Source organism: Priestia sp. 10L35 (genome assembly GCF_056395685.1).
Window position 1 is genome coordinate 397675 of the sequence record NZ_JBFTKA010000005.1, and the last position, 11871, is coordinate 409545.

The window sequence follows — 11871 nt, forward strand, 5'->3', positions numbered from 1 at the left end:
TAAACTGCTTGTCTTTATTCGAATCATAAAATTACCAATAACTAAACCATTAAAATATGACGTTTGTACCATTTTTCCAGGGTTTCAGTACACTTTCCCTTTATTCGGTGCCTTCAAGCTTTTATTTTATATCTATGTAAAGTTATACAAAAATAGACTGCGGTCTTCTTCTCTAGTTAAACGTACAAAAAAGAGAAACAGATGACTTTATTTCATAAAAAAAACCCTCTGTACTGAGAGGGTCCTGTCATTCCACAATTTGAATATTATTGTGAGTAAACCAGACGTGAATTTGAGCTAGATGAGCTAGCAGCTGAGGTCCTGTCATTAATTGACCAAACCACGGTGCTTTAAATCCTTCTCCGCCTGTATCAATAATATGCTTTAACTGTTGCTTATCAAAAAATTCATGAAGAGGTGACTGTTTATCTTGTAAAAGAGATTGAAGCCATACAGTTACAGCTTTTGTATAAGCTGGGTTATGCGTTTTAGGATAAGGGCTTTTCTTGCGATAAAGAACGTCATGAGGCAAAATTCCTTCAAGCGCTTTTCGTAAAATCCCCTTCTCTTTATTGCCCGTCATTTTCATCTCCCACGGAATATTCCATGCATATTCCACAAGGCGATGATCTGCAAAAGGTACCCGTACTTCTAAGCTCGCGCCCATGCTCATACGATCTTTACGATCTAATAAAGTTGTCATAAACCAAATCTGATTTAAATAAAACAGCTTTCTCCGCTGCGCATCTTCTAACGATTCACCCTCTAATTCAGGCACTTCCTTTAATGTTTCTTCATATCTTGCACGCACATAATCTTCTAACTGTAATTTCTTTCTCCATGAACTTTGCAGCAAATCAATTCGAGCATCTAATGAACGCATCCACGGGAAGGTATCCGAAGACAAATCATGTTTTCGGTGAAACCACGGATATCCTCCAAAAATTTCATCCGCACATTCTCCTGATAAGCTCACGACAAAATCTTGTTTGATTTCACGGCAAAACCAAAGCAGCGATGAATCTACATCAGCCATTCCAGGAAGGTCTCTCACCTCTACAGCCTCTGTTAAATGCTGCACAAGGTCCTCCGTTGAAATAATGCAGCGGTGATGATTTGTTTGAAACGTATCCGACATGAGCTTGATATAAGTTCCATCAGAATTTGGCTGAAACTCATTTGCTTTGAAAAATTTATCATTGTCTTCATAATCGATAGAATACGTATGAAGAGAGCCCTTGCCGCTTTCTTTGAACGCATTTGCAGCAATTGCTGTAATAGCGCTTGAATCTACTCCACCTGATAAAAATGTACAAACCGGGACATCCGACACTAGCTGTCTTACAATCGCGTCTTGCACTAAAAATTTAACTTTTTCTGTAGTTTCACCTAAATCATCTGTATGCTGCTCACTTTTCACGTTCCAGTATCGCCAAATTTTCAACCCGTTACGAGTAAGCGTGAGCGCGTGAGCCGGGCGCAATTCATTTATTTCTTTAAATACCCCGTGGCCGGGAGAACGAGAAGGTCCTAAGCCAAACACTTCTGCTAATCCATCTAATCCTACTTCCGCTTTCACCTCAGGATGAGCTAATATCGCTTTTAACTCCGATGCAAATTGAATTCCACCTTCATAAGATCGATAGAATAAGGGCTTCACTCCCATTCTGTCGCGTGCTATAAATAACTTTTCATTGGCTTCATCCCAGATTGAAAAAGCAAAGATACCGTTAAAATGATCTACGCATGATTCTTTCCATTCTATATAAGATGTTAGAAGTACTTCCGTATCTGAATGTCCCTGAAATTGATAACCTCTTTTTAGTAATTCTTTCCGAATATCTTCCGTGTTGTAAAGCTCTCCATTATAGCAAAGCGTATAGAGCTGTTCATTTTTTTCTCTTGTCATGGGCTGTCTTCCGCCTTGAGGATCTACTACAACTAAGCGTTTGTGCCCAAAAGCAACATGCTGCTGTGTCCATACGTTGGTGTCATCAGGACCTCTTTTCGATAAAGTGTCAGCCATTTTTGTTATTGTTGCTGTTTCATTTAAAAGCGATCGCTTTAAGTCGACCCAACCCGTTATACCACACATCGTTTATCATCCTTTCTTTCACGCTCTTGTTTATGAATGAAATAATGCCATTGTATGCACGCAATAGTTACAGTTGAATTGTCCTTATATTTTATTTTCACTTTCGAGTTATAAAGAGAGCTTTTTTAGGCAATAAAAAAATATGGATAAATTTCACACGGAGGTTTGATTATGACTCATTATTCTAAACAACAAGCTCTGAACAATCAGCCGCGTTCCTTCGTGATTGGTACGGTTGAATGTGTTGATTCACAGTGGATTTTCTTTGAAGATGAAAGTGACGAAGCTTCCATGCTCCATGAAGTAATGGATGATACATTAGAACTTCTTATTGATACACGCTGGGAAAAAGCCATTATGGTTGATGACCGTCAAATAAAGCTTCACGATGGAACGTATTTATTGCGAAATGGGGATAAGCTAAGACTGACTAAAAAGCTACCTTATGCATACGAACAGCTTCTTCAATCGCTACCGAAAGAGACCTTTTTATCATTCACTCAGCACTTAAATTCATTAAAATTCTCTCTTTATGATTGTATTTACTGTCACAACACATTATGTTTTTTACCGACAGACGGTGATACAAAAGGTGCTAATTTTATCATTTATGACAATGAGGAGAAAATTTGTGCCGTTCAGCATTTATTCGAACGAGGCACGCATCACCTAGATCGATTTGAATATACCGTTAATGATGGAGAACGTTCAATGAATCTTTTTTTAGATTAAAGCAAAAGAAAAAAGCTATCTTATCCAAGATAGCTTTTTTCTTATCCTAGTACGACATATCCGTAATAGAATACTAAGATAAGCGCAATTACAAGAACTGCCCAAGCAACGCCTGTACGCTTTCTTTTTTCAGTACGAACAAGTACCATTTCCATTCCCACAAGCACTAACACTCCGGCAATTCCTTTAATGAGCGCTGCGCCTTGAAAATGGTACCAAGCTGCTAACATATGCAGACCTGATACTAATACTAATAAGTATAGGAGTCTCGCCACCATATGTAGAATTTTTTGACCTTTAGCTTTACCTGCTCGATGTAAAATCAACGAAACCACAAACGAGATAATTAATAATGTCCAAAGCGTTACATGAATATGTAGTGGAGCCATTCATCTCACGTCCTTTCTGAAAATATCATATCATGAAAACCTTTCCTTCACCAATAATATAAGGAAGAAAAAGGATTTTTAGCGACCGCGTCCATAAGTAGCATACCGAATGAGTTTTTCAAGGGGTCCATCTGAAAATAGGCTCATCCATATCCGGCTTCCCAGCAGTTGAATAAAAATGATAATCCCCGCAATAGCCAAACCTTCTACAATTGAAATATGTCCGTAGTATCCTAACCCATATGAGTAAATCCGTAGTATCCTAACCCATATGAGTAAAAAAGAAATGTGCATACAATGGACTGGACAATATAATTAGTTAAAATCATTCTCCCCAAAAAGGCAAATGGCTGCATGACTTTTTGAATAGATACACTTCGCATAGCTAATGTGACCAACGTTACAATAAAAATTGCTCCTGCCGTTCCTCCAATTGTATCGTGAATATACGATGTCGCTACATTGTGATCTAAAACATAGGGCAATACAGATGATGCTGCATACACGATGAATGAAATAAGACAAAGCCACTTTGTCTCCACTATATATTCTTCTATTTCTTCGAACCACTCGCTTTTTGCCATAAAACCGCCTAATAAAAACAGTGGAAATAGCGATAAAAACAGAAAAGGAACGGTATTTAAATTATATGCGTAGTACCAATCAAGCAAGCGCTGATGAAAGATTGACGCAAAACTTCCGTGTCCATATGCTTGAAGCGCTTGGTCAATAATAGGCTGGTGAATTCCCGCTGCTGTCTCTCCTTCGTTAACAAAAGCCGCTACTGTTAAAATAACAATCATAATCACAGCATAAATGCTAAATATTCCGGTTCCCCACGCTAATATCACTTCTTTCTTTGCTTCTTGAAAAAATAGCATGTTCAAAGCAAAGAAGCTGTACATCACAATCATATCACCGTGCCAAATAAATAAAGCATGAATAGCCCCAACGAGAAGCAAAGCCGTGATTCTTCGTACATAAAAAGGAGTAAAGCTTACTTGCCTTTCGTATGTACGCTGGAACATTTTCATAAAACCAAATCCAAACAAAATAGCGAGCAGCGCGTAGCATGTCTGCCCTACAACTACATCAACTAATCCATTAGCAACATAGTTCATTCTTGAACCGTCCAACAAATTATGGTCGTAATAGGAAGCAGGTGAATAAAAATTCGGCATGTTTATGAGCAAAATACCAATAAGCGCGATTCCTTTTAATACATCTGCTGCCTCAATGCGCTGTTCTTTATCAGCTGCGTTCATTTTGAAACGTTTCATTCTTTCACACCTTACATTATTTCATTATTGCTTTCACATTATATCGAACGCAAAAGTTTTTCTTCAATGTTTACTATTTCCATTCCTCTCTTTAATGTTTTGCTTCCTCCCTGCATATAGATAAAGAAAAAGCATTAATCACCTTTTTGTCTAGGCTTCATATGCTGTTACTAGACTAAATTAAAAGGGTGTTTGCCTATGCCTGCCATTGTTGGTGTTGTTAATCTTAACAGTGTTGGTTCAGCCAGCGTCTTTCATATTGGAGATGTTTATACAATAGCCCCTATTTCCACTGCTAAAACATTTGCTGGCGCAGGTTCGTTTAATACAGGTGACGGATTATATGTTGTGAATCAGCAGAGCTCAACCAATACGTCAGACAATGATGTAAATGACCAAAATGTTGCTGGAAATCTATAATAGAAATGAAGCTCATACAGGAGGATGCTTATGAACTTTTACGTGAATCAAAGTATCTGTATTCAAAGTATGAAAATCAGTGCCGTAAGTAACTCTTCAGTACTTCAAATTGGAAGCGTAGGTGTTATTAAACCGAACTCAAATCTCTTTAATACAGGAGGGTTTACAGGCGCTGCACCTACTGAAACAAAAAAAGGCATTCTTGGATCTGTTTCTCCTTCTACCTTTACTCCCGGAACCGGTGCGGGCACTGCCCCAGCTCCTTTCTCACAGTCGTTAACTCCCCCAGTTCGAGACAACGACTGACATGTTACAACCTTCATCGCCATATGTATATATATAACTATTTTCTTTATCAGAAGATAAGGGAATTGAGGTGATTGAAGGTGGATAACATGGACTATATTCAGCAGGTACATCAGTATGTTCAGCAAATGTCTTCGTATATTCAGCAGCAAGAAGGACGCATTGCTCAGCTTGAAAAAAACGTACAAGAACTTCAGAAAAAAATAAAAGAGTTAGGTGAACAGCCACCTATTAAAATTGATAAAATTGAATATAAATTTGAACAGTTAAAAATCGATTCATTAGATGGAACATTAAATATTGGATTAAACCCTCTTACACCTGATAATTTAGAAGATATCATTATCAATGAGAAACCAGAAGTAACGTTTTCGCAAGGAGCTCAGCCACAGGGGCAACCGCCTCAAGGTGAGCAGCCGGGACAACCCGGAGGTCCTGGACCGCAAAATCCTAGCTTAAAACCGTTGAACCGCCAGCTAGAAAAACAGTGGGTCTCTGATATCCACGAAACGATTTTAGCTGAACTTAATCAATATGGATTTTCTATGGTTCAACATGTGCTTGATGAGCGCTCGATGATGATTGATGAATCGTACTACGAGTTTATTTTAGAAGATATTAAAAAGCAGCTGCAGCAGCGGATTACTTTTTATATACAGCAAGTTCAGCCGGAAGAAATGGAACGAAATTTTGAACAAATCAAACCTCAAATTATCGGTAAACTTTATGAAGATATGAAAAAAGGAATTGACGCATTTTTAACGTATTTACCTGAATCTTTAAAGAAAGGTGGACCTCCTTCATGAACTTTAACGTTGTAAACCGCGAATTGCTTGTTGGAGACGTTAGTATTACAGGCGTATCTTCTTCTTCTCTTTTTTTAATTGGTGATGCCAATTACATCTCTCTATCCTCAACATTTGATACGCCGGCTGAATCGTTGATTATCGGACCTTATGTGCCACTATCGTTATCATAAAGGAGCTTACGTATGCTTTCACGCACATCTTCTGTTAATTATATAGAAATTAATTCCTTGTCGGCGAGCTCCTTTTGCCAAATTGGAGATTCAACAGAAATTCATCTACTTAATAAAGCTTTAGCCGATCGGAGACAGTATCCGTTTTTCTACGGTCGAGAAGGAAACTTTGATGATTACGCTATCTTTAATGAGCCTATTCCTCATGGCGATTATGAACCTATTCCCGTTCAAACATGGAATGAAATACCTTTGATCCGCGTTAACAGAATTGATATAAAAGGGTGCTCATTCTCATCAGTTATTCATATTGGATCAACGTGCAATGTTTATGCAGAAGCCCGCATTAAGCATATTCGGGAACTGATCAACGATGAACCTTCAAAGGAAGCTGAAACAGGAACATCAAGTAGTGCTTCTTCACAAGCTAGCAGCAGTGAGTGAACCTTTTAAAAAGCTGCTCATATACTAAATTAATATCATGAAAAAAGGGTGTGAATCTCATGCCAGCAATAATTGGACCCGTTAGTATCATGAGCGTCGGAGGCGGTGTCGTAACGTTTGGAGATACGTTTTATGTTTCTCCAAAAAGTGCCGCTAAAACAGCGTCAGGCTCTGGTTCTTTAAATACAGGTAACTTTGTTAATACTAATAACGGCATTTCAGGAACAAATACGTTAGATCCAGATTTATTCGATCAAAATATAGCAGCAAATGCTTAAAAAAACCCCTTATCTTTGCTATTAAAGCGGATAAGGGGTTTTTTATTCACTTGGATTTTCGGCTGTTTGATTTCTTGGTTTTAGGTAATTTAGAAGAAGGCTGTTTACGAATCCATTTAATAAAAGAGCTAATTTTAGAATCAGCTTGTAATAAAGAAATCGTATTAAGACGAATGGCTAATTCATCATTTGTGTATAACGCATGAATTTGTTTATGACACGGAATACATAAGTTTGCTGTTGGTTCAAATGCTCCGCCCATTTCCTTTGGCGTTAAATGATGTACGGTCGTCAAGACATCCTGCCTTCCGCATAATTCGCATGTTCCTATCCGCCTGTCTTTTTTCTTCATATAGATTTCCTTCCCTATAAAGTTTCTACTCTTACACTAGTTCCTTTGCCAGAAGGCTCGGACGGCTCAACAATCAAACGTTTTGGCAGGCGAGCACGAAGTTCTTGCACGTGACTGATGACTCCAATTGATAAATTATTGGACTGAAGTTTTTCAAGCGCTGTTACCACGGTATCAAGAAGCTCTCCATCAAGCGTTCCAAATCCTTCATCTAAAAAGAAAAACTGCAGCGGATACTCTCCTCTTAGCTGAATTTGTGCAGATAATGAAAGGGCCAAAGCCAGGGAAGTTAAAAACGTCTCTCCACCAGATAAAGTTGAAACCGGACGTTTTACTCCTCCATTTGCATCATCTCTCATAATAAAGCCGCCTTGGGAATCAACTTCAATCGCATAGCGCTGACGTGTTAATATACCCAGACGCTCTGAAGCATCTCGGCTAACGGACATCAGCTGTTCTTCAGCAATATATTCCACGAAAGCATTTCCTTTAAATACTGTTTGAAGCTTTTGATACTGTTCAAATAACGCTTGTTTTTCTTCACGGTCCTGTTCAAGCACTAAAAATCGCTCATGCCGTTCTTTGACGCTTTTTAACGTTTGCTCAGCTGCTCCCTTGAGCTGAACCGCTTCTTTCACAGCCGCTTTTATATCATGAAGCAGCTGCTGAGTTTCTTCAAATTGGTGCTCTTCTATGGACTGGTGATTCAGCTGAATATTTAACTGTTCAATTGATGACTTCATCTGTTTTATATTGTCCCAATAAGCCTGAACAGTTTCATCCAACAATTTCATCTCATCATGTGATAACAAAGCTTGCTGAACTTCTTTTCCTTCGCTGAATAAAGAATTCCCTACCGCTTCTTCCCATTTTTCAGCTGCCTTTTTATACTGGATATGAGCTGTTTCTAGGGACTCGCTCGCCGCTTTTTCATCCATTTGCAGCGTTTGATACGCTTTTTGAACAGTCTGCCAATGTTGATATGCCTGCTGTTCATTCGTCTCTAACTCCGCAAGTAAAAGAACTGTTTTTTGCAGCGCCTGTTCAATATCTTCTTGATCTGTAAGCGTACGCAAGCGTTCAATTTGCGAGTGAACAAGAGATTGTTTATGAGACAGCATTGCTTTTAATTCTGTAAATTCTTTTTCGCCCGCATATTTCTCTTCTTTTAGACGTTCGATTTTCTTTTGCTGATTTTCAAAAAATACGCTACTTTTTTCAATTCGAGCCTTTATTGTCTGCTCTTCTTTTTCTCTTTCAGTCAGCTTTTCATTAATTTTTTCCATCTCTTCAAATACAAAGGAAGGATAGTCTTGTTGAAAAGCTTCTTTTCCTGCTTGTAGCGCCTGTTTTTGCTGATTTATCTTTCCTTCTAATTCAGCTTGTTCTTTTTGATAATGAGCAAGCTCTAATTCAATCTTTTCAAGACTTTGCTGGACCTTTTGTATCTGCCCAAGAATTGCTTGCTGTTTTTCACTTACCTGCAAATAATCCTGCTCAAGAGATTTGATTTCAACTTCTATTTTCTTAACATAATGCCCAAAGGCATCTGTATCCATTTCTCCTAAAGCAGGAACTTCGCCAGCTTCATTCATAAACTCAGCTAACTCAGGTATTTTTTCAACAAGAGGTTTAGCTAGCTGTTCAAGCTGCATTTTGAGCGACGAATAGCTAAATCGCTGTTCACGCAACTGATTGACTTGATCTTCGAACTGATCCGCTGATTCAGTTGTGACGTCACCTTCTTGTTGGTGTAACACGGGGTTAGGGTGATGCTCAGAGCCACAAACCGGACAAGGCTCTCCTTGGGTCAGCTGCTCGGCTAATTGATGAGCCAGACGGCGTGACCATTCTTTTTCTTTGCGTCTTTTTAGATGGCTCATTAAACGATCTGCTTGTTGAAAAAGCTGCTGAAACTCTTTTTCCCGCTCACATACAGTGTGATACAAGCCTTGAATATCTGAAAATACCCCTTTACTTTGTTCTATTGTTTGCTGATCTCTCTCTTTGTGTGTTTGTTTTTGTGTGTACAAATGCTTAAGCCGTTCGGCTTTTTCTTTATACGTTTTTTGACCTTCATCTAGGTTTTTTTTATCGTTATTCCATACTTGATAACGGTAAAATGCTTGCTGAACAGCCTGCCGATAATCAGGTTGAATCTCCACTTTTGTTAATGTTTCCTTTAACTCTTTTTGAAGAGTCAAACCTTGCTGATACCGCTGATCCGCTTCCATTAATTCATCATTTTTCGTTTGAATTGCCTGCTGCTTTTGCTGAAGAGAAACTTCCGCTTCTTTTATTTCTTGCTGACCTTCTTTAATTTGTTTTTGAAGATCAGAAGCTTGTTGAAGCTGTTCTTTTTGAACAACCAATTTGGGCTGCTGTTCATTTTTTTGTAAGCGAGCCTGCTCATATAAGTTATTTGAGCGCTTATATTCCTCACTTTTTTGAACAATTTGTGCTTTTAATTTTTCTACTTTATCTTCATAAAGCTTCTGCTGTTTTTCAGCTTGTTCAAATGTTTCTAAATAGGGAAAAAGACGTTCTGCCTGCTGAGCTTTCGTCAGCACATCTTGCTTTTGTTTAATCTCCTCTTCCTGCTTAGAAGCATACACTAGTTTTTCTTCTAGCATTGTTTTTTCCTGCTGCGCTTTCCAAAGAGACGCCTGCTGATCGTATCTTTCCTGCAAATCAGACGCTTCTTTTTCTCGTTTTTCCAAAAGTACAATGCTATCACTTACAAGTTGCTGGGCTTCCGCTACTTTCTCTGTTGAAGCTTCACCTAATCCCGTTTGTTCTGCCGTAATCTTATCTAGGTCTGTTTTTAGCTGCTGAACTTGATAGCGTATTTTCTTACTAAGCTGATCTCCGTACTGCTCGAGATTAAAAAGACGCTGCAGCATTTGACGGCGCTCCGTCCCTTTTAATGATAAAAACTCTGCAAACTTTCCCTGTGGTAATACAACAGCTCTTGTAAAATCATCAATAGTTAAACCGAGAAGTTCCTGTACCTGCTGATTTACATCATTCGTTTTATCTGCTAATACGTACGTTTCATCTTCGATTTCAATCAATCGACTTGAAGCTGATTTCACACGCAGTTCATCCGTTCGTTTGAAGCTTCGTTCAACAGTATAGCGTTTTTTATGACTAGCGTTTTCCAGCTCGAACGTAAACGATACTTTCAGTTCATTTTCCCCGTGATTTAAAATTCCTTGTGTATTATTTGCTGCACGCTCTACTTTTCCGTATAAAGCTAGTGTAATGGCATCCAAAATGGAGGATTTCCCGCTTCCTGTAGGACCAAATATTCCGAAAACACCGCCTGAACACAGCGCTTCAAAGTCGACAGTTTGTTTTTCTCTAAAACTGTGAAGCCCCGAAACGGTCAAGTTAATAGGTTTCATTTTTCATCCTCCTTTCCCGATACTTCTTCATCGTTAATCAAGGTTAAAAACAGTTTGACTAATTCATCATCAGGTGCCCCTCCGCCGGTTTGCCTGCTGTAGAACTTTGTAAACAGTTCTTCGATCGGCACTTCTCGCTGTGAACGTGTTTCAAGTGCTAGTTCTTCTGCTTTGAATACTGGACGGATATGAATAAAGCCTGGATGAAGCTTGCGAAGACGATGGATTTCTTCTAATGAAAGTGCATCTTCTACGTGAACTTCTAAATCAACCCATGCCTGCGCATCTTTCTGTTCATCAAGCCACGTATATACTTCTAGCAGTCCGTTTTTTGCTTTCCAACGTGTCAAAGGCTTTCCGCTGGATAATGGAATTTCGGTCATTTCGACCTCTTTTCCTGGCTGAGCGTCTAAAATGGTAACAGACTTTGCATAGCCTGACTCTGAAAAGCTATAGGCAAGAGGTGACCCAGAATATCTTGCAAGGGTGCTGGCGCGATTGATCATTTGCGGGCGATGCAAATGTCCTAGAGCTACATATTGAGCATTAGCAGGTAAACTAGTTGCCGCCACCGTATAAGCTCCTCCTACTTCAATTGGACGTTCTGAGTCCGTTGAACTTCCCCCTGCTACGTAAATATGACTCATGGCAATATTAACGGTATCTGTTGTGAACTGCTCACTCATTTTATCAAAAATACCTTTTACTCTGGCATCATATGAGTTTCGAAGAGCCAGCTCATCATTTTCTTCTGCTAACAGTTCCTTTAACCTTGATTCAGATGGGTAAGGAAGAGCCGCAACCTTTAACACTTCATCTGATGTAGGAATGTGAATGCTTTCTACATCGGTAGTAGGCAAACCAAGAAGCGTAATATTTTGATGAACAGCTAATGGAGAAGCCGCCGACAGCCGATCTGGGTTGTCATGATTACCTGCAATAACAATAATCGGACGTTTTCCATTGTTGCTCAACCTAGACATACTTTCGTAAAAAAGCTGCTCTGCCGCTGCTGGAGGGTTAACCGTATCAAAGGCATCTCCCGCCATGAGAATAGCATCTATCTTTTCTTCTTCCACAATGTCTGCCAGTTCATCTAAAAACTGTGCTTGCTCAGCTAGACGGCTTCGACCTTCTAACGTTCGCCCCAAATGCCAATCCGCTGTATGTAATAAACGCATGTTACTCT

Annotated in this window: 14 protein-coding genes; 7 read left to right on the plus strand and 7 right to left on the minus strand. The window is 39.1% G+C overall.

Annotated elements, in window-relative coordinates; genetic code table 11:
- Window positions 1–247: 247 nt before the first annotated feature.
- Window positions 248–2095 (minus strand): asparagine synthase (glutamine-hydrolyzing), encoded by a 1848-nt coding sequence (gene asnB, locus AC1DEF_RS20210; protein WP_025749930.1) that lies wholly within the window; start codon window positions 2093–2095, stop codon window positions 248–250.
- Between the two features lie 171 nt (window positions 2096–2266).
- On the opposite strand from asnB, the gene AC1DEF_RS20215 reads away from it, so the two are divergent.
- Window positions 2267–2827: a DUF2777 domain-containing protein gene (locus AC1DEF_RS20215; protein ID WP_016763009.1), complete on the plus strand. Its 561-nt coding sequence runs from the start codon at window positions 2267–2269 to the stop codon at window positions 2825–2827.
- A gap of 41 nt (window positions 2828–2868) precedes the next feature.
- Here the strand turns inward: AC1DEF_RS20215 and AC1DEF_RS20220 are convergent, their stop codons facing one another.
- From AC1DEF_RS20220 to AC1DEF_RS20230, 3 genes are all read right to left on the minus strand, one after another.
- Complete coding sequence (locus AC1DEF_RS20220; RefSeq protein WP_013055360.1) at window positions 2869–3216, minus strand: DUF1516 family protein; 348 nt, start codon at window positions 3214–3216, stop codon at window positions 2869–2871.
- A gap of 78 nt (window positions 3217–3294) precedes the next feature.
- Window positions 3295–3510, minus strand: coding sequence for a DUF418 domain-containing protein (locus AC1DEF_RS20225; RefSeq protein WP_255255750.1), 216 nt, complete (start codon window positions 3508–3510; stop codon window positions 3295–3297).
- Complete coding sequence (locus AC1DEF_RS20230) at window positions 3450–4496, minus strand: DUF418 domain-containing protein (RefSeq protein WP_255255751.1); 1047 nt, start codon at window positions 4494–4496, stop codon at window positions 3450–3452. The genes AC1DEF_RS20225 and AC1DEF_RS20230 overlap by 61 nt, the downstream gene beginning before the upstream one ends.
- A 198-nt stretch (window positions 4497–4694) precedes the next feature.
- Here AC1DEF_RS20230 and AC1DEF_RS20235 point away from each other — a divergent pair, with 198 nt between their 5' ends.
- The 6 genes from AC1DEF_RS20235 (at window position 4695) to AC1DEF_RS20260 (ending at window position 6923) form a co-directional block, all read left to right on the plus strand.
- Window positions 4695–4916 carry a spore germination protein gene (locus AC1DEF_RS20235; RefSeq protein WP_013055358.1) on the plus strand — a complete coding sequence of 74 codons (222 nt, stop codon included), beginning with the start codon at window positions 4695–4697 and terminating at the stop codon, window positions 4914–4916.
- A 30-nt stretch (window positions 4917–4946) separates the two neighbouring features.
- The gene (locus tag AC1DEF_RS20240) at window positions 4947–5222 is read left to right on the plus strand and encodes a spore germination protein GerPB (RefSeq protein ID WP_016763006.1); all 276 of its coding nucleotides are present in this window, start codon (window positions 4947–4949) and stop codon (window positions 5220–5222) included.
- An 89-nt stretch (window positions 5223–5311) separates the two neighbouring features.
- On the plus strand, window positions 5312–6028 hold the full coding sequence (gene gerPC, locus AC1DEF_RS20245) for a spore germination protein GerPC (RefSeq protein ID WP_043980887.1): 717 nt from the start codon (window positions 5312–5314) through the stop codon (window positions 6026–6028).
- Entirely contained in the window at window positions 6025–6201 is a 177-nt protein-coding gene (locus AC1DEF_RS20250; RefSeq protein ID WP_013055355.1) for a hypothetical protein, read from the plus strand. The genes gerPC and AC1DEF_RS20250 overlap by 4 nt, the downstream gene beginning before the upstream one ends.
- Before the next feature lie 12 nt (window positions 6202–6213).
- Window positions 6214–6645, plus strand: coding sequence for a spore germination protein GerPE (locus AC1DEF_RS20255; RefSeq protein ID WP_028407429.1), 432 nt, complete (start codon window positions 6214–6216; stop codon window positions 6643–6645).
- Between the two features lie 59 nt (window positions 6646–6704).
- Entirely contained in the window at window positions 6705–6923 is a 219-nt protein-coding gene (locus AC1DEF_RS20260) for a spore germination protein (protein WP_025749935.1), read from the plus strand.
- A 46-nt stretch (window positions 6924–6969) separates the two neighbouring features.
- On the opposite strand, the gene AC1DEF_RS20265 is transcribed toward AC1DEF_RS20260, so the two are convergent.
- The 3 genes from AC1DEF_RS20265 to AC1DEF_RS20275 are packed head-to-tail and all read right to left on the minus strand — an operon-like array spanning window position 6970 to window position 11863.
- Window positions 6970–7275, minus strand: coding sequence for an HNH endonuclease (locus AC1DEF_RS20265; RefSeq protein ID WP_013081707.1), 306 nt, complete (start codon window positions 7273–7275; stop codon window positions 6970–6972).
- 14 nt (window positions 7276–7289) lie between these two features.
- Entirely contained in the window at window positions 7290–10682 is a 3393-nt protein-coding gene (locus tag AC1DEF_RS20270; protein WP_097824342.1) for an SbcC/MukB-like Walker B domain-containing protein, read from the minus strand.
- Window positions 10679–11863 carry an exonuclease SbcCD subunit D gene (locus AC1DEF_RS20275; protein WP_043980880.1) on the minus strand — a complete coding sequence of 395 codons (1185 nt, stop codon included), beginning with the start codon at window positions 11861–11863 and terminating at the stop codon, window positions 10679–10681. The genes AC1DEF_RS20270 and AC1DEF_RS20275 overlap by 4 nt, the downstream gene beginning before the upstream one ends.
- Window positions 11864–11871 lie beyond the last annotated feature (8 nt).

Coding starts and splice junctions, on each gene's coding strand:
- AC1DEF_RS20270 (WP_097824342.1), bottom strand. CDS start 10,682: ATGAAACCTATTAACTTGACCGTTTCGGGGCTTCACAGTTTTAGAGAA.
- AC1DEF_RS20235 (WP_013055358.1), top strand. CDS start 4,695: ATGCCTGCCATTGTTGGTGTTGTTAATCTTAACAGTGTTGGTTCAGCC.
- gerPC (WP_043980887.1), top strand. CDS start 5,312: ATGGACTATATTCAGCAGGTACATCAGTATGTTCAGCAAATGTCTTCG.
- AC1DEF_RS20275 (WP_043980880.1), bottom strand. CDS start 11,863: ATGCGTTTATTACATACAGCGGATTGGCATTTGGGGCGAACGTTAGAA.
- AC1DEF_RS20225 (WP_255255750.1), bottom strand. CDS start 3,510: ATGCACATTTCTTTTTTACTCATATGGGTTAGGATACTACGGATTTAC.
- AC1DEF_RS20240 (WP_016763006.1), top strand. CDS start 4,947: ATGAACTTTTACGTGAATCAAAGTATCTGTATTCAAAGTATGAAAATC.
- AC1DEF_RS20250 (WP_013055355.1), top strand. CDS start 6,025: ATGAACTTTAACGTTGTAAACCGCGAATTGCTTGTTGGAGACGTTAGT.
- AC1DEF_RS20230 (WP_255255751.1), bottom strand. CDS start 4,496: ATGAAACGTTTCAAAATGAACGCAGCTGATAAAGAACAGCGCATTGAG.
- AC1DEF_RS20260 (WP_025749935.1), top strand. CDS start 6,705: ATGCCAGCAATAATTGGACCCGTTAGTATCATGAGCGTCGGAGGCGGT.
- AC1DEF_RS20220 (WP_013055360.1), bottom strand. CDS start 3,216: ATGGCTCCACTACATATTCATGTAACGCTTTGGACATTATTAATTATC.
- asnB (WP_025749930.1), bottom strand. CDS start 2,095: ATGTGTGGTATAACGGGTTGGGTCGACTTAAAGCGATCGCTTTTAAAT.
- AC1DEF_RS20215 (WP_016763009.1), top strand. CDS start 2,267: ATGACTCATTATTCTAAACAACAAGCTCTGAACAATCAGCCGCGTTCC.
- AC1DEF_RS20265 (WP_013081707.1), bottom strand. CDS start 7,275: ATGAAGAAAAAAGACAGGCGGATAGGAACATGCGAATTATGCGGAAGG.
- AC1DEF_RS20255 (WP_028407429.1), top strand. CDS start 6,214: ATGCTTTCACGCACATCTTCTGTTAATTATATAGAAATTAATTCCTTG.